The organism is Kitasatospora sp. NBC_00315, from assembly GCF_041435095.1.
In the GTDB taxonomy this organism is placed as follows: domain Bacteria; phylum Actinomycetota; class Actinomycetes; order Streptomycetales; family Streptomycetaceae; genus Kitasatospora.
Window position 1 is genome coordinate 7,479,692 of sequence record NZ_CP108025.1, and the last position, 18,130, is coordinate 7,497,821.

3 protein-coding genes are annotated in these 18,130 nt (G+C 70.5%); all 3 read right to left on the reverse strand.

The features are described 5' to 3' along the window. Positions 1-8 precede the first annotated feature (8 nt). Genes OG823_RS31240 through OG823_RS31250 form a run of 3 tightly spaced genes read right to left on the reverse strand, consistent with a single transcriptional unit; the run spans position 9 to position 18,126 of the window. The gene (locus tag OG823_RS31240; RefSeq protein ID WP_371484726.1) at positions 9-12,845 is read right to left on the reverse strand and encodes a type I polyketide synthase; all 12,837 of its coding nucleotides are present in this window, start codon (positions 12,843-12,845) and stop codon (positions 9-11) included. Further along, positions 12,842-15,916 (reverse strand): beta-ketoacyl synthase N-terminal-like domain-containing protein, encoded by a 3,075-nt coding sequence (locus tag OG823_RS31245; RefSeq protein WP_371484727.1) that lies wholly within the window; start codon positions 15,914-15,916, stop codon positions 12,842-12,844. The genes OG823_RS31240 and OG823_RS31245 overlap by 4 nt, the downstream gene beginning before the upstream one ends. Further along, positions 15,913-18,126 carry a type I polyketide synthase gene (locus OG823_RS31250; RefSeq protein ID WP_371484728.1) on the reverse strand — a complete coding sequence of 738 codons (2,214 nt, stop codon included), beginning with the start codon at positions 18,124-18,126 and terminating at the stop codon, positions 15,913-15,915. The genes OG823_RS31245 and OG823_RS31250 overlap by 4 nt, the downstream gene beginning before the upstream one ends. Between the last annotated feature and the right edge of the window lie 4 nt (positions 18,127-18,130).

The window sequence follows — 18,130 nt, forward strand, 5'->3', positions numbered from 1 at the left end:
CGTCGGGGTCAGTACCCGGCCGGAGCCGAGTCGGTGTCGGTGCCGTCGTGAGCCAGGCCGATCAGACTGTCGACGTCCATGGCGTCGATGTCCTCGATCGACACGGGCCTGGGGCCGGACTCCGCCGGGCGGACGGCGGAACCCGGTGCGGCGGCGAGTTCGAGCAGGCGGTCCAGCAGGCCCGCCTCCCGCAGCCGGTCGACCGGGATCGAGGACAGCAACCCGCGCAGTTCCTCCCCGCCCACCGCGGGCACGGCGTCGGCCGGCAGCAGACGAGCGGTGAGGTGCTCCGCCAGGGCCACCGGCGTCGGAAAGTCGAAGGCGAGCGTCGCCCGCAGGGCCAGTCCGGTCGCGACCTTGAGCCGGTTCCGCAGCTCCACGGCCGTCAGCGAGTCGAAGCCCAGCTCGCGGAAGGCCCGCGACTCGGACACCGACTCCGAACCCGCGTGGCCCAGCACCGCCGCCACATGGGAACGCACCAGCCGCAGCAGGGTGCCCCGGCGCTCGCCCTCGCTCTGGCGGCCCAGCCGCTCCCGCAGTCGCGCGGCCTCGTCCGCACCACCCGAGGGCGCCCGGTCCGCCGCCCTCCGGCCCCTGCGGGCACCGGGCAGCCGGACCAGGCCGCGCAGCAGCGGCGGCAGCGGACCGTAGGCGGCCCGGGAACGGACGGCGCGCAGGTCGACGCGCGCCGGGACGAGAAAGGGCTCCTCCGAGGCGAGCGCCGCGGAGAACAGGTCCAGGGCATCGGCCGTCGGGAGCGGTGCCATGCCCGCCCGGCCGATCCGGGCGCGGTCGCCGCCGTCGAGGTGCCCGGTCATGCCGCTGCCCTCCGCCCACAGCCCCCAGGCGAGGGAGAGGGCGGGCCGGCCGGCGGCCCGGCGCCGATGGGCCACCGCGTCGAGGACGGCGTTGGCGGCCGCGTAGTTCCCCTGGCCGGGGGAGCCGAGGACACCCGCCGCGGAGGAGAACAGGACGAAGGCGGACAGTTCCTGATGCCCCGTCAGTTCGTCCAGCAGCAGCGCCCCGTCCGCCTTCGCCCGCAGGACCGCCGCCAGCCGATCGGGCGTCAGCGAGGTCAGGACGCCGTCGTCCAGCACGCCCGCGGCGTGCACCACCGCGCACAGCGGACGCTCTTGCGCAACCCCGGCCAGCAGGGCCTCCAGCTGCGCCCGGTCGGCCGTGTCGCAGGCGGCGATCCTGACCCTCGCGCCGAGCTCGCGCAGTTCGGCCGTGAACGCCTCCACGCCCTCGGCCGCCGGACCACGCCGGCCGGCCAGGAGGAGGTGACGTACGCCGTGCTCCGCCACCAGGCGCCGGGCGACCAGCCGGCCCAACAGCCCGGTCCCGCCGGTGATCAGCACCGTGCCGCTCGACGGGAGCAGTAGGTACCGCGGCCCGGGCGTGCCCGCGGTACCGCGGTGCGGACGGGTCAGCCGGGGCGCGTGGAGGGTCCCGGCCCGGACGGCGAGCTCCGGTTCGCCGGAGGCGAGGGCGGCGGCGAACAGGTCCGGGGTGGCGGAGGTCCCGCTCGCGCAGTCCAGCAACGTGATGCGGTCCGGGTGCTCGGACTGCGCGGACCGCATCAGGCCCCGGACGGCCGCACCCGGTACGTCGGTGACCCCCTCCCCGGGCGAGGCGGCGACGCCGCCGGACGTGGCGACCACGAGGTGGCTCTCGGCCAGGCGCTCGTCCGCCAGCCATGCCGCGGCGGCGGCCAGGGCATGGGCGGCAGCCGCGTGGACGGCGTCGACGGGGTCGGTGACGTGTTCGGCACCGGTCCCGGCGCCCAGGATCACCATGGCGGGGACGGGCGCGCCGCCGTCCAGGTCGGCGATCAGGTCGTTGGTGCACCGGTAGGCCGTGACGCCCGCCCGCGCCAGGCCCGCCACCGCGGGGCCGGCGCCGACCACGGCCCAGGGGAGCGGCGGTGCGGTGGGGAGCGGAGCCGGGGCCGTGGCCGGTACCCACTCCAGGTGGAACAGCGACTCCTGCCGGCCGCCTTCCGCCGCTTGCGCCGCTGCCCGGAGCTGGTCGGGAACGACGGGACGCAGGGCGAGCTCCCCGACCGACAGCACCGGACGACCGTCCTCGTCCACGGCCACGAGGGAGACGGTGTCCCACGTGTCCGGCGCGCACGGTTCGACCCGGACGCGGAGTGTCGTCCCGCCCGGTGCGAACAGCTCGACGTCGGTCCAGGCGAACGGCATCCGGCCGTGGTGCGGCGCGGAGTCGGACGTGATGTCGGGCGCGGTGTGAGTCGCCGAGGCCAGTGCCGTCACGTGCAGGGCGGCGTCCAGCAGGGCCGGGTGCACGCCGAACCCCGACGCGTCGGCCGAGGCCTCCTGCGGCAGACGCACCTCGGCGACGATGCCACCGCCGTCGCGCCAGGCGGCGTGCAGCCCCTGGAACGCGGGGCCGTAGCCCAGGCCCGCCGCCGCCATGCGGTCGTAGAAGCCGCTGAGGTCGAGCGGTCGAGCGGACGGTGCGGGCCCGACGGTGACGGTGTCGGGTTCGCCGGGGTCGGTCGAGGGGGAGAGGGTGCCGGTGGCATGCCGTGTCCATGCGTGGCGTGCCGGGTCTTCGGCGTCCGTGCCCGTGTCCGCGTCCGCACCGGCGACGACGCGCGAGTGGAGTGCGAAGGCGCGTCGGTCGGCGTCGTCGGGCGCCGCGACCGTCAACTGGAGTACGACGTTGCCGGTGTCGGGGATGACGAGGGGCGCCTGGAGGGTGAGTTCGTCGACATGGGCGCAGCCGGTGTGTCGGCCGGCGTGGAGGGCGAGGTCGAGCAGGGCGGTGCCGGGGAGGAGGGTGACGCCGTCCACGGTGTGGTCGGCGAGCCAGGGGTGGGTGTGGAGGGAGAGCCGCCCGGTGTGGAGGCGGGTGCCGTCGGCGAGTTCGACGAAGGCTCCGAGGAGGGGATGGTCGGCCGCCTGGACACCGACGGCGGAGAGGTCCCCCGTGCCGGCCGGTGCGTCGAGCCAGTAGCGCTGGCGTTGGAAGGGGTAAGTGGGGAGGTGGGGGTGGGGGGTGGTGTGGGGGTGGATGGTGGTCCAGTCGACGGTGTGGCCGGTGGTGTGGGCGTGGGCGAGGGAGGTGAGGAAGCGGGTGGTGTCGTGGTCGTGGCGGCGCAGGGTGCCGATGGCGGTGAGGCCGTGGTGGTCGTGGTGGTGGTCTTCGATGGCGGGGGTGAGGGTGGGGTGGGGGCTGGTCTCGATGAACGTGCGGTGGCCGGCGGCTGCGAGGGTGGTGATGGCTTGGGTGAAGCGGACGGGCCGGCGCAGGTTGCGGTACCAGTAGCCGGCGTCGAGGGTGGTGGTGTCGAGCCAGGCGTCGTCGACGGTGGAGTAGAACGGCACGGTCGATGCGACGGGCGTGATGTCGCCGAGGGTGTCGAGGAGTTCGCGTTCGACGGTCTCGGTGTGCGGGCAGTGGGAGGCGTAGTCGACGGGCACGCGCCGTGCGCGGGTGTCGGTGCCGGCGTGGTGCGCGAGGAGCTCGTCCAGCGCGTCGGTGTCACCGGAGACGGTGGTGGCCTGGGGGCCGTTGAACGCCGCCACCCACAGTCGCCCCGCCCACCGCGCATCGATCAGGGCTTGTACGGTGTCGGCGGGTTGGGCGACCGACGCCATGGCGCCGCGGCCGCGCAGCACCGCCAGGGCACGTGAGCGCAGGGCGACGACCTTGGCGGCGTCGTCCAGGCTGAGCGCCCCGCAGACGTGGGCGGCGGCGATCTCGCCCTGCGAGTGCCCGAGCACCGCGTCCGGCTCGATACCGTAGGAGCGCCACAGGGCGGCCAGCGACACCATCACGGAGAACAGCACCGGCTGGACGATGTCGGCCTGTTCCCAGGCGGGGTCCTCCGTGTCGCGGTGCAGCATGTCGGTCAGCGACCAGGTCACCCACGGCGCCAGGGCCTTCTCGCAGGCGGTGATGTGTTCGGCGAACACCGGCGAGGTACGCAGCAGATCCAGGCCCATGCCCGCCCACTGCCCACCCTGACCGGGGAACACGAACACCACCTGACCGTGACCGCCCCCCACGCTCCCCTGTGTGACGGACACATGCGGCTCGCCGGCCGCCAACGCCTCCAACGCTCCCACGAACTCCTCACCCCGCGCGGCGACGACCACCGCCCGGTGCTCCAGCGCCGCCCGCCCCCGCGCCAACCCCGCACCCACGGACGCGACCTGGACCGCGGGGGCGGCCAGGACGAAGTCCCGCAGACCCCGCGCCTGCGCCCGCAGCGCCGCCTCCGACCGGGCCGACAACACCCACGGCACCGGGTCCCCGGCGTCCACCACAGGCTCTTCGACGGTCTCCGGTGCCTCCTCCAGGATCACGTGCGCGTTCGTCCCGCTCACCCCGAAGGACGACACCCCCGCCCGGCGTACCCGTGCCTCGTCCCGCACCCACGGCCGCGCGTCCGTCAGCAGCCGCACGTCCCCCACCGTCCAGTCGACCTGCGGCGACGGCTCATCCACATGCAACGTCCTCGGCAACACACCCTTCTGCAAGGCCATCACCATCTTGATGACCCCGCCCACCCCCGCCGCCGCCTGCGCGTGACCGATGTTCGACTTCAACGACCCCAGCCACAACGGCTCCTCTCCCGAACGTTCCTGACCGTAGGTGGCCAGCAGCGCCTGCGCCTCGATCGGATCACCCAGCCGCGTCCCCGTCCCGTGCCCCTCCACCGCATCCACATCCGACACCGACAGCCCCGCATTGGTCAGCGCCTGCCGGATCACCCGCTGCTGCGACGGCCCGTTCGGCGCCGTCAGACCGTTCGAGGCACCGTCCTGGTTCACCGCACTACCCCGCACCACCGCCAGCACCCGATGCCCGTTGCGCTCCGCATCCGACAGACGCTCGACGAGCAACATGCCAACGCCCTCACCCCAGCCCGTACCATCGGCGGCACCGGCGAAGGACTTGCACCGACCGTCCACCGACAGCCCCCGCTGCCGCGAGAACTCCAGGAAGGTCTCGGGAGAGGAGAGCACCATGACGCCGCCGGCCAGCGCCATCGAGCACTCACCCGAACGCAACGCCTGACACGCCAGATGCAGCGCGACCAGGGAGGACGAACACGCCGTGTCGACCGAGACGGCGGGCCCCTCCAACCCGAGGGTGTAGGCGACCCGGCCGGATGCCACGCTTCCTGAGCTTCCGGTCAGTGCGTACCCCTCGACACCGTCCTTGGCCTGGCGGAGATGTCCGGCGTAGTCCTGGGCGTTGATGCCGGTGAAGACGCCGGTGGAAGTGCCGTGCAGGCTCTGAGGGTTGATCCCCGCGTGTTCGATGGTCTCCCAGGTGGTTTCGAGCAGGAGCCGTTGCTGGGGGTCCATCGCGAGCGCCTCACGGGGGTTGATGTCGAAGAAGTCGGCATCGAACTCCCCCGCCTCGTAGAGGAATCCGCCGTGCCTCGTGTAGGAGGTGCCCGGGTGGTCGGGGTCGGGGTGGTAGAGGGCGTCGAGGTCCCAGCCGCGATCCGTGGGGAAGCCGCCGATCGCGTCGGTCGCCGATGCGAGGAGGTTCCAGAGGTCCTCGGCGGAGCGCACCCCGCCGGGGAACCGGCAGGCCATCCCGACGATGGCGATCGGTTCGTCGACGGTGGAACTCCGTCGGTCAGCCACCTGCCCATCAGGAGCGATGTCGCAGTCGCTCGGCAGCAGCCGGGACCGCAGCAGGGACACACAGTCCGCCGGAGTCGGGTGGTCGAAGACCAGCGTGGTGGGGAGCTGGAGGCCGGTGGCCTGGGCGAGACGCCGACTGAACTGGGCCGAGGTGAGCGAGTCGAACCCCAGATCCTTGAACGCGCGCTGCTCGTCGACCTCGTCCGCCTCGTGCCGGCCGAGCAACTCGGACATGTGCGTGCGCACCAGACGGAGGAGCTGCCGGTTCTGCTGGGCGGCGGTCAGGCCGGCAAGACGCTCGCGCAGGGGCGGGGCGTCGGGCGCGACGGTCGTGGACGTCTCCGCCAGCTCCGCCTTCCGTGCCAGTCGCCGGACTTCGGGGATGTCCTCGAACAACGGGTTGCTGCCGTGGGCGGTGAACCTCGGGACGAAGCGGTCCCAGTCGATGTCGGCGATGACGAGATTGGAGTTCGGCCGCGACCTGAGCGCGAGGTCGAAGGCCTTCACGGCGAGCCGGGGCTCCATCGGAGGGACGCCGCGCTCCCTGAGGTACCGCTGGGCCTCCTCGCCGGCGGACATCCCCTCTCCGCCCCACGGTCCCCAGGCGATCGACATGCCCGGCAGCCCGCGGGCCTGGCGGTGTGCCGCCAGCGCGTCGAGGTGCGCGTTCGCGGCCGCGTACGCGCCCTGGTTGCCGCTGCCCCACGCTGCGGCGCCGGAGGACAGGAGGATGAAGTGCTCCAACGTGTCGTGATCCAGCAGAGCTTCGTGCAGATGTGCCGCGCTGGCCGCCTTTGCCGCGAGGACGGATTCGAGCATGGCCGGGTCGGTCGCCGCCAGGGGTGAGTGGAGGTTGGTTCCGGTGGTGTGGATGAGGGTGGTGAGGGGGTGGTGGGTGGGGATTTGGTTGAGGAGGTTGGTGATGTGGTGGGGGTTGGTGAGGTCGCAGGTGGTGATGGTGGTGGTGGTGCCGAGTTGGGTGAGGTGGTGTTGGAGTTGGGTGGTTTTGGGGTGGTTGGGGTTGGTGCGGGTGGTGAGGTGGATGTGGTGGTGGCCGTTTTTGGCGAGGTGGGTGGCGAGGTGGTGGGTGAGGGCTCCGGTGGCGCCGGTGATGAGGGTGGTGCCGTGGGGGTTGGGGGGTGTGGTGGGGGTGGGGGTGAGGGTGGTGGGGGTGAGGTGGCGGGTGTGGGTGGTGTTGTGGCGGATGGTGGTGTTGTGGTGGGGGTGGGGGTGGGGGTGGGTGATGGTGGTGATGAGTTGGGTGAGGGTGGTGGGGGTGGGGGTGTGGGGGAGGTCGATGTGGCCTCCGGTGTGGGTGGGGTGTTCGTGGTGGGTGGTGCGGGCGAGTCCGATGGTTTGGGCTTGGGTGGGGTGGGTGAGTGGGTCGGTGGGGTGGGTGGTGGTGGCTTGGGTGGTGAGGTACCAGAGGGGGGTGGGGGGTTGGGTTTGGGTGTGGGTTTGGGTGAGGGTGAGGTTGTGGTGGGTGCCGGTGGGGGTGTGGGGGTGGTGGGGGTGGGGTGTTTCGTCGAGGGCGAGGAGGGTGAGGACGGCGGTGATGGGGGTGGGGGTGTTGTGGTGGGCTTGGTGGTAGGCGTGGTGGGTGTTGGTGGTGGGGGTGAGTGGGAGGGGGATGGGGGTGATGTTGTGGTGGGGGAGGTTGGTGAGGAGGTTGGTGATGTGGGGGTGGTTGGTGTGGGTGTGGGGGTAGGCGATGAGCCAGGTGGTGGGGGTGGTGGGTTGGGTGGTGGGGAGGTGGAGGGGTTTCCAGGTTTCTTGGTAGGTCCAGGTGTTGATGTGTGCGTCGTCGCGTTGGCGTTGGTGCCAGGTGGAGAGCGCGGGCAGGACGTCGTCGAGGACGGTGCTGTCCAGGTTCAGGGAGTCGGCGACGGCGTCGACGTTCTCGTCCTCGACGGCCCGCCAGAAGTCGGCCTCGACCTTCTCAAGAGCTGATCCGCTGAAGTCCGTGCGCTGGGGCTCGACTTCGGTGTTGGTGGGGGTTTTGAGCCAGTAGTGGGTGCGTTGGAAGGGGTAGGTGGGGAGGTCGGTGGTGGTGTGGGGGTGGTGGTGGGTGTGCCAGGGGGTGGGGGTGTGGGCGAGGGCGGTGAGGAGGTGGTGGGTGGGGTTGTGGTGGTGGGGGTGGAGGAGGGCGGTGGCGTTGGGGGTGTGGTGGGGGAGGTTGTGGTGGGTGAGGGTGGTGAGGGTGTGGTCGGGGCCGAGTTCGATGTAGGTGGTGACGTTGTTGGTGTGGAGGGTTTGGGTGGTGTTGGCGTAGTGGACGGGGTTGCGGGCTTGGTGGGTCCAGTACTGGTGGGTGGTGGGGTCGCCGGGGGTTGCGGTGATGAGGGGGGTGTGGGGTTGCTGGAGGGTGAGTTCGCTTGCGGCGGTGTGGAGTTGGTCGAGGATGGTGTCGGTGTGTGGGGAGTGGAAGGCTTTGGTGCTGTGTAGGGGTTTGGTGGTGATGCCTTGGGTGTGGCAGAGGGTGGTGAGGTGGTTGATGGTGTCGGTGTCGCCGCTGATGACGATGGAGGTGGGTGTGTTGATGGCGGCGATGGAGATTTTGTCGTCCAGGCCGTTCAGGAGGGGGGTGAGACGGTCTTGGGTGGTGTGGAGGGTGGTCATGGTGCCGGGGGGCATGGTGTGCATGAGGTGGGCGCGGGTGGCGATGAAGCGGGTGGTGTCGGGGAGGGTGAGGATTCCGGCGAGGTGGGCTGCGGTGACTTCTCCGAGTGAGTGTCCGGCGAGGTAGTGGGGGGTGATGTGGTAGGTGTCGGTGAGCAGTCGGTGCAGGGCGACTTGGAGGGCGAACAGTGCGGGTTGGGCGTAGAGCGTCTGGGCGAGTAGCCCGTCACCGTCACCGTTGTCGGTGTTGAGGAGGAGGTCGCGCAGGGGTGCGTCGAGGTGGGGTTCGAAGTGTGCGCAGACTTCGTCCAGGGCGGTGGCGAAGGTGGGGTAGTCCTGGTAGAGGCCGTGGGCCATGCCGGGGTACTGGGTGCCCTGGCCGGAGCAGAGGAACGCGGTCTTTCCATGTGTCCCGCGGGCCGGCGCGATGACGAGGGAGGGGTGGGGTTGTCCGGTGGTGAGGGCGGTGAGGGCGTTCAGGGCCTGATCGCGGTCGGTGGCGATGACGGTGGCGCGGTGTTCGAAGACCGCGCGGCCCGACGCGAGAGTCGCGCCGACATCGGCGGGGTCGAGGTCGGGGTGGGCGGTGACGTGGGTGTGCAGGGCGGCGGCCTGGGCGTGCAGCGCGGCCTGCGACTTGCCCGAGAGCACCCACACCGACGGCAGCCCCGAAGCCCCCGAAGCCCCCGACCCCGCCGGCTCGACGGCCACCGGTTCGAGTGCCTCCTCCAGGATCACGTGCGCGTTCGTCCCGCTCACGCCGAACGACGACACCCCCGCCCGGCGCACGTGATCAGCTTCCGGGGCCCACGGTCGGGCCTCCGTCAGCAGCCGCACATTCCCCGACGTCCAGTCGACGTGCGATGACGGCTCGTCCACATGCAACGTCCGCGGCAACACGCCGTGACGCAGCGCCATCACCATCTTGATGAGGCCGGCCATGCCGGCCGCGGCCTGGGTGTGGCCGATGTTGGACTTCACTGAGCCGAGCCACAACGGCTTTTCCTGGGAGCGGTCTTGGCCGTATGTGGTGAGGAGGGCGTGGGCTTCGATGGGGTCGCCCAGCTTTGTCCCCGTGCCGTGGGCCTCTACCGCGTCGACGTCCGCAGCTGTCAACCCGGCACTGGCGAGGGCCTGGCGGATGACCCGTTGCTGGGAAGGCCCGTTGGGTGCGGTGAGACCGTTGGAGGCGCCGTCCTGGTTCACCGCGCTGCCGCGCATCACCGCCAGTACCCGGTGACCGTTGCGCCTGGCGTCGGAGAGTCGTTCGACGAGGAGGGTGCCGGCCCCTTCGCTCCAGCTGGTGCCGTCGGCTGCGGAGGCGAAGGGCTTGCACCGTCCGTCGGGGGCGAGGCCGCGTTGGCGGGAGAACTCGGTGAACGTGATCGGGCTGGTCATGACGGTGACGCCGCTCGCGAGTGCCATGGTGCACTCGCCGGCGCGTAGGGCCTGGGCTGCCAGGTGCAGGGCGACCAGGGAGGACGAGCAGGCGGTGTCGATGGTCACGGCGGGCCCTTCGAGGCCCAGCGTGTACGCGATGCGGCCCGATGCGATGCTGCTGGCGGTGCCGGTGAGCACGAAACCCTCGGTGGTTTCCGGGGTCGCGTGGGCGTGTGCGGCGTAGTCCTGGGCGTTGATGCCGGTGAAGACGCCGGTGGAGGTGCCGTGGAGGGTCTGGGGGTTGATGCCGGCGTGTTCGACGGCTTCCCAGGCGGCTTCGAGCAGGAGCCGCTGCTGGGGGTCCATCGCCAGCGCCTCACGCGGCGAGATCCCGAAGAACTCCGCGTCGAACTCGCCTGCGTCGTAGAGGAATCCGCCGTGCCGGGTGTAGGAGGTGCCCGGGTGATCCGGGTCGGGGTGGTAGAGGGTGTCGAGTGCCCAGCCGCGGTCGGTGGGGAACGCGTCGATGGCGTCGTGTTCGGCGGCGACGAGGTGCCAGAGCTGCTCGGGTGAGCTGACGCGGCCGGGGAAGCGGCATGACATGCCGACGATGGCGATGGGCTCGTCGGCCTCGGCCCGTACGGCCGGGGCGGTGGCGCCCGGGCCCGGGAGGGCACCGACGAGCTCGGTGCGGAGGAAGGCCGCGAGCCTGGACGGTGTCGGGTGATCGAACACGAGCGTCGTCGGCAGGACCAGTCCGGTGTCGGCGGCAAGGTGATTGCGGAGTTCGACGGCGGACAGTGAGTCGAATCCGAGTTCCCGGAAAGGGCGTTCGGACACGACGGACTCCGGTCGGTCGCGTCCCAGGACGGTGGCCGCGTGGGTGCGGACGAGCGTCTGCAGGGTGTCGAGCTGGTCGGCCGGCGACTGCCGGAGGAGCCGTTCCCGGAGGTCCCTTGGCTCAGAGGACGGGTTGGCGCGGCCGGTTGGCACCGGCTCGGGCTGCCGGGCTTCGGGGATCTCCTCGAAGAGGGCGCGGAGCGCGGTCGAGGTGGTGCGACCGAACCTGGGCCAGTCGATGTTCGCGATGAAGACGGAGGGTCGATCGCTCGCGACCGCCCGGTCGAAGGCGCGGACCGCCGTTTCCGGGTCCAGGGGAATCATGCCGCGTCGGCGCAGGTGCTCGCCGATCTCGCCGCTCGAAAGTCCTTTTCCTTGCCAGGTGCCCCAGTTGATGGTGGTGGCGGGGAGGCCGTGGGTGTGGCGGTGGTGGGCGAGGGCGTCGAGGTGGGCGTTGGCGGCGGCGTAGTTGGCTTGGCCGGGGGCGCCGAGGGTGGAGGCGGCTGAGGAGTAGAGGACGAAGTGGGTGAGGGGGAGGTGTTGGGTGTGGTGGTGGAGGAGTTGGGCGGTGTGGGCTTTGGCTTGGAGGACGTTGTTGAGTTGGGTGGGGGTGAGGTTGGTGAGGGTGGCGTCGTCGAGGGTTCCGGTGGTGTGGATGAGGGTGGTGAGGGGGTGGTGGGTGGGGATTTGGTTGAGGAGGTTGGTGATGTGGTGGGGGTTGGTGAGGTCGCAGGTGGTGATGGTGGTGGTGGTGCCGAGTTGGGTGAGGTGGTGTTGGAGTTGGGTGGTTTTGGGGTGGTTGGGGTTGGTGCGGGTGGTGAGGTGGATGTGGTGGTGGCCGTTTTTGGCGAGGTGGGTGGCGAGGTGGTGGGTGAGGGCTCCGGTGGCGCCGGTGATGAGGGTGGTGCCGTGGGGGTTGGGGGGTGTGGTGGGGGTGGGGGTGAGGGTGGTGGGGGTGAGGTGGCGGGTGTGGGTGGTGTTGTGGCGGATGGTGGTGTTGTGGTGGGGGTGGGGGTGGGTGATGGTGGTGATGAGTTGGGTGAGGGTGGTGGGGGTGGGGGTGTGGGGGAGGTCGATGTGGCCTCCGGTGTGGGTGGGGTGTTCGTGGTGGGTGGTGCGGGCGAGTCCGATGGTTTGGGCTTGGGTGGGGTGGGTGAGTGGGTCGGTGGGGTGGGTGGTGGTGGCTTGGGTGGTGAGGTACCAGAGGGGGGTGGGGGGTTGGGTTTGGGTGTGGGTTTGGGTGAGGGTGAGGTTGTGGTGGGTGCCGGTGGGGGTGTGGGGGTGGTGGGGGTGGGGTGTTTCGTCGAGGGCGAGGAGGGTGAGGACGGCGGTGATGGGGGTGGGGGTGTTGTGGTGGGCTTGGTGGTAGGCGTGGTGGGTGTTGGTGGTGGGGGTGAGTGGGAGGGGGATGGGGGTGATGTTGTGGTGGGGGAGGTTGGTGAGGAGGTTGGTGATGTGGGGGTGGTTGGTGTGGGTGTGGGGGTAGGCGATGAGCCAGGTGGTGGGGGTGGTGGGTTGGGTGGTGGGGAGGTGGAGGGGTTTCCAGGTTTCTTGGTAGGTCCAGGTGTTGATGTGTGCGTCGTCGCGTTGGCGTTGGTGCCAGGTGGAGAGCGCGGGCAGGACGTCGTTCAGTGTCGCGGACGGTGGTAGATCCAGCGTCGCGGAGACGTTGTGAACGTCCTCGTCCTCGACGGCGCGCCAGAAGTCGGCTTCGAGGGCTGCGAGCGCGGACGTCTGAGACCGGCCGGAACGTCCCTCTGTCGTAGTGCTGTTGGTGTCGCGCTTCGACGATTCGAGCCAGTAGTGCTCTCGTTGGAAGGGGTAGGTGGGGAGGTCGGTGGTGGTGTGGGGGTGGTGGTGGGTGTGCCAGGGGGTGGGGGTGTGGGCGAGGGCGGTGAGGAGGTGGTGGGTGGGGTTGTGGTGGTGGGGGTGGAGGAGGGCGGTGGCGTTGGGGGTGTGGTGGGGGAGGTTGTGGTGGGTGAGGGTGGTGAGGGTGTGGTCGGGGCCGAGTTCGATGTAGGTGGTGACGTTGTTGGTGTGGAGGGTTTGGGTGGTGTTGGCGTAGTGGACGGGGTTGCGGGCTTGGTGGGTCCAGTACTGGTGGGTGGTGGGGTCGCCGGGGGTTGCGGTGATGAGGGGGGTGTGGGGTTGGTGGAGGGTGAGTTGTTGGGCGGCGGTGTGGAGTTGGTCGAGGATGGTGTCGGTGTGTGGGGAGTGGAAGGCTTTGGTGCTGTGTAGGGGTTTGGTGGTGATGCCTTGGGTGTGGCAGAGGGTGGTGAGGTGGTTGATGGTGTCGGTGTCGCCGCTGATGACGATGGAGGTGGGTGTGTTGATGGCGGCGATGGAGATTTTGTCGTCCAGGCCGTTCAGGAGGGGGTGATGCGGTCTTGGGTGGTGTGGAGGGTGGTCATGGTGCCGGGGGGCATGGTGTGCATGAGGTGGGCGCGGGTGGCGATGAAGCGGGTGGTGTCGGGGAGGGTGAGGATTCCGGCGAGGTGGGCTGCGGTGACTTCTCCGAGTGAGTGTCCGGCGAGGTAGTGGGGGGTGATGTGGTAGGTGTCGGTGAGCAGTCGGTGCAGGGCGACTTGGAGGGCGAACAGTGCGGGTTGGGCGTAGAGCGTCTGGGCGAGTAGCCCGTCACTGTCACCGTCACCGTTGTCGGTGTTGAGGAGGAGGTCGCGTAGGGGTGTGTCGAGGTGGGGTTCGAAGTGTGCGCAGACTTCGTCCAGGGCGGTGGCGAAGGTGGGGTAGGCCTGGTAGAGGCCGTGGGCCATGCCGGGGTATTGGGTGCCCTGGCCGGAGCAGAGGAACGCGGTCTTTCCATGTGAGCCGCGGGCCGGCGCGATGACGAGGGAGGGGTGGGGTTGTCCGGTGGTGAGGGCGGTGAGGGCGTTCAGGGCCTGATCGCGGTCGGTGGCGATGACGGTGGCCCGGTGTTCGAAGACCGCGCGGCCCGACGCGAGGGTCGCGCCGACATCGGCGGGGTCGAGGTCGGGGTGGGCGGTGACGTGGGTGTGCAGGGCGGCGGCTTGGGCGTGCAGCGCGGCCTGCGACTTGCCCGAGAGCACCCACACCGACGGCAGCCCCGAAGCCCCCGAAGGGGCCGGCTCCGGCGCTTCTGTCTCGGGTGCCTCCTCCAGGATCACGTGCGCGTTCGTCCCGCTCACGCCGAACGACGACACCCCTGCCCGGCGTACCCGCGCCTCGTCCCGAACCCACGGTCGGGCCTCCGTCAGCAGCCGCACATTCCCCGATGTCCAGTCGACGTGCGATGACGGCTCGTCCACATGCAACGTCCGCGGCAACACGCCGTGACGCAGCGCCATCACCATCTTGATGACCCCACCCACACCCGCCGCGGCTTGACTGTGCCCGATGTTCGACTTCAACGAACCCAGCCACAACGGCCGCCCCTCCGGCCGATCCTGGCCATAGCCGGCCAGGAGGGCGTGGGCTTCGATGGGGTCGCCCAGCCGCGTCCCCGTCCCGTGGGCCTCCACCGCGTCGACGTCCGCAGCTGCCAACCCGGCACTGGCGAGGGCCTGGCGGATGACCCGCTGCTGGGACGGCCCGTTGGGTGCGGTCAGACCGTTGGACGCGCCGTCCTGGTTCACCGCGCTGCCGCGCACCACCGCCAGCACCCGGTGACCGTTGCGCCTGGCGTCGGAGAGCCGCTCGACGAGCAGCATGCCGACACCCTCGCCCCAACCGGTGCCGTCGGCCGCGTCCGAGAACGCCTTGCACCTGCCGTCGGCCGACAGCCCTCGCTGCCGCGAGAACTCCACAAAGGCCTGCGGAGTGGACATCACCGTCGCGCCACCCACCAGCGCCAGGGTGCACTCGCCCGAGCGCAGTGCCTGGGCGGCCAGGTGCAGGGCCACCAGGGAGGAGGAGCAGGCGGTGTCGATGGTGACCGCCGGGCCTTCGAGGCCGAGGGTGTACGCGATGCGGCCCGATGCGATGCTGCCGGCGCTCCCGTGCCCCAGATAGCCTTCGTAGCCATCCGGCGCGGTGAGGAACCGGCTCGCATAGTCGTGGTAGATCAGTCCCGCGAACACGCCGGTGGTGGTGCCGCGCAGGGACTCAGGGTTGATGCCGGCGCATTCGGCGACCTCCCATGCGGTTTCGAGGAGAAGCCGTTGCTGGGGGTCCATGGCGAGGGCTTCACGGGGACTGATCCCGAAGAACTCCGCGTCGAACTCCCCGGCCTCGTAAAGGAATCCGCCCTGCTGGGTATAGGTCGTTCCGTGGCGGTCCGGGTCCGGGTCGTACAGTGCCGCCAGGTCCCAGCCGCGGTTCGTCGGAAACCCGCCGACCGCGTCGTGCTCGTCGCTCAGAAGGCGCCACAGGTCGTCCGGCGTCCGTACGTGACCGGGGTAGCGGCAGGCCATACCGATGATGGCGATCGGCTCGTCGGTTGCCGCCGCCCGGAGAGGGAGCCGGCTGGAGGTGTCCTCCGCGCCGAGGATCTCCGACTGGAAGTACCGGCGGAGGGCCGCCGGGGTGGGGTGGTCGAAGACCAGCGTGCTGGGGAGGTCGAGGCCGGTGACGGCGGCGAGCCGGTTGCGGAGCTTGATGGCGGCCAGTGAGTCGAAGCCGAGGTCCTTGAACGCCCTGTCGGGGTGGACGGCGTCCGGTGTGGAATGCCCGAGCACGGCGGCTGCCTGTGTGCGGACGAGGTCCAGAAGGGCCTCTTCGCGCTCCTGCGGGGGTCGGCCGGCGAGGGTGTCGCGGAGCGAGGTGGCGTGCGGTGACGGGGTGTCGAGGCCGGCGGCCGTCACTCCGGCGGTGTTGGTGGGGGTTTTGAGCCAGTAGTGGGTGCGTTGGAAGGGGTAGGTGGGGAGGTCGGTGGTGGTGCCGGTGCGGGTGGTGGTGCCGGTGCCGGTGCCGGTGCTGGTGGTGGGGGTGCCGGTGGTGTGGGGGGGGTGGTGGGTGTGCCAGGGGGTGGGGGTGTGGGCGAGGGCGGTGAGGAGGTGGTGGGTGGGGTTGTGGTGGTGGGGGTGGAGGAGGGCGGTGGCGTTGGGGGTGTGGTGGGGGAGGTTGTGGTGGGTGAGGGTGGTGAGGGTGTGGTCGGGGCCGAGTTCGATGTAGGTGGTGACGTTGTTGGTGTGGAGGGTTTGGGTGGTGTTGGCGTAGTGGACGGGGTTGCGGGCTTGGTGGGTCCAGTACTGGTGGGTGGTGGGGTCGCCGGGGGTTGCGGTGATGAGGGGGGTGTGGGGTTGGTGGAGGGTGAGTTGTTGGGCGGCGGTGTGGAGTTGGTCGAGGATGGTGTCGGTGTGTGGGGAGTGGAAGGCTTTGGTGCTGTGTAGGGGTTTGGTGGTGATGCCTTGGGTGTGGCAGAGGGTGGTGAGGTGGTTGATGGTGTCGGTGTCGCCGCTGATGACGATGGAGGTGGGTGTGTTGATGGCGGCGATGGAGATTTTGTCGTCCAGGCCGTTCAGGAGGGGGTGATGCGGTCTTGGGTGGTGTGGAGGGTGGTCATGGTGCCGGGGGGCATGGTGTGCATGAGGTGGGCGCGGGTGGCGATGAAGCGGGTGGTGTCGGGGAGGGTGAGGATTCCGGCGAGGTGGGCTGCGGTGACTTCTCCGAGTGAGTGTCCGGCGAGGTAGTGGGGGGTGATGTGGTAGGTGTCGGTGAGCAGTCGGTGCAGGGCGACTTGGAGGGCGAACAGTGCGGGTTGGGCGTAGAGCGTCTGGGCGAGTAGCCCGTCACTGTCACCGTCACCGTTGTCGGTGTTGAGGAGGAGGTCGCGTAGGGGTGTGTCGAGGTGGGGTTCGAAGTGTGCGCAGACTTCGTCCAGGGCGGTGGCGAAGGTGGGGTAGGCCTGGTAGAGGCCGTGGGCCATGCCGGGGTATTGGGTGCCCTGGCCGGAGCAGAGGAACGCGGTCTTTCCATGTGACCCGCTGGCCGGCGCGATGACGAGGGAGGGGTGGGGTTGTCCGGTGGTGAGGGCGGTGAGGGCGTTCAGGGCCTGATCGCGGTCGGTGGCGATGACGGTGGCCCGGTGTTCGAAGACCGCGCGGCCCGACGCGAGGGTCGCGCCGACATCGGCGGGGTCGAGGTCGGGGTGGGCGGTGACGTGGGTGTGCAGGGCGGCGGCTTGGGCGTGCAGCGCGGCCTGCGACTTGCCCGAGAGCACCCACACCGACGGCAGCCCCGAAGGCAGCCCCGAAGTCCCCGACCCCGCCGGCTCGACGGCCTCCGGTTCGGGTGTCTCCTCCAGGATCACGTGCGCGTTCGTCCCGCTCACGCCGAACGACGACACTCCCGCCCGGCGTACCCGTGCCTCGTCCCGAACCCACGGTCGGGCCTCCGTCAGCAGCCGCACATTCCCCGATGTCCAGTCGACGTGCGATGACGGCTCGTCCACATGCAACGTCCGCGGCAACACGTCGTTCCGAAGTGCCATCACCATCTTGATGACACTGCCCACACCCGCCGCGGCGACCGAGTGGCCGATGTTGGACTTGAGCGTCCCCAGCCAGAGCGGTCGGCCGTCGGAGCGGTCCTCGCCGTAGGCCTCCTGAAGGGCCTGGGCTTCGATGGGGTCGCCCAGCCGCGTCCCCGTCCCGTGGGCCTCGACGGCGTCGACGTCGGCGGGGGCGAGGTGGGCGTTGCTCAGGGCCTGGCGAATGACCCTCCGCTGCGACGGCCCGTTGGGCGCGGTGAGACCGTTGGACGCGCCGTCCTGGTTCACCGCGCTGCCACGCACCACCGCCAGCACCCGGTGACCGTTGCGCCTGGCGTCGGAGAGCCGCTCGACGAGCAGCATTCCCGCGCCCTCGCCCCAGCCCGTACCGTCGGCCGCGTCCGAGAACGCCTTGCACCGACCGTCGATGGAGAGGCCGTGATGACGGGCGAACTCGACGAAGACCAGCGGGGTCGCGAGCACCGAGGCACCGCCCGCGAAGGCCATGGTGCACTCGTCGGCGCGCAGGGCCTGGCAGGCCAGGTGCAGGGCTACCAGGGACGAGGAGCAGGCGGTGTCGATGGTGACCGCGGGCCCTTCGAGGCCGAGGGTGTAGGAGATGCGCCCGGACGCGATGCTGGCGGCGGCGCCGGTCAGCAGGTAGCCCTCGACCTCCGAACTCCGGCCGTGCTGACCGGTCGTGTAGTCCTGCGGGTTGATCCCCGTGAAGACCCCGATCCGGTTGCCGCGGACCGAGGTCGGGTCGATTCCGGCGTGTTCGAGTGACTGCCAGGCGGTCTCCAGGAGGAGCCGCTGCTGGGGGTCCATCGCCAGCGCCTCACGCGGTGAGATGCCGAAGAACTCCGCGTCGAACCCGCCTGCGTCGTACAGGAATCCGCCGTGCTTCGTGTAGGAGGTGCCCGGGTGGTCCGGGTCGGGGTGGTAGAGGCTGTCGAGTGCCCAGCCGCGGTCCGTGGGGAACTCCCCGATCGCGTCCGTCCCCGAGTTGACGAGGTCCCAGAGATCCGCGGGCGACCCGACGCCGCCCGGGTAACGGCAGGCCATGCCCACGATGGCGATCGGCTCCTGTTCCCGTTCGACGACCTCGTACAGGCGCCGCCGGGTCCGGTCCAGGTCGGCGGTGACCCGCTTGAGGTATTCGAGGAGCTTTTCGTCGTTCGCCACGTCTGGTTTCACGTCCTTGGGAGAACCCCGTTGCGCACGGGGGGAGTTCTGGTTGATCTGG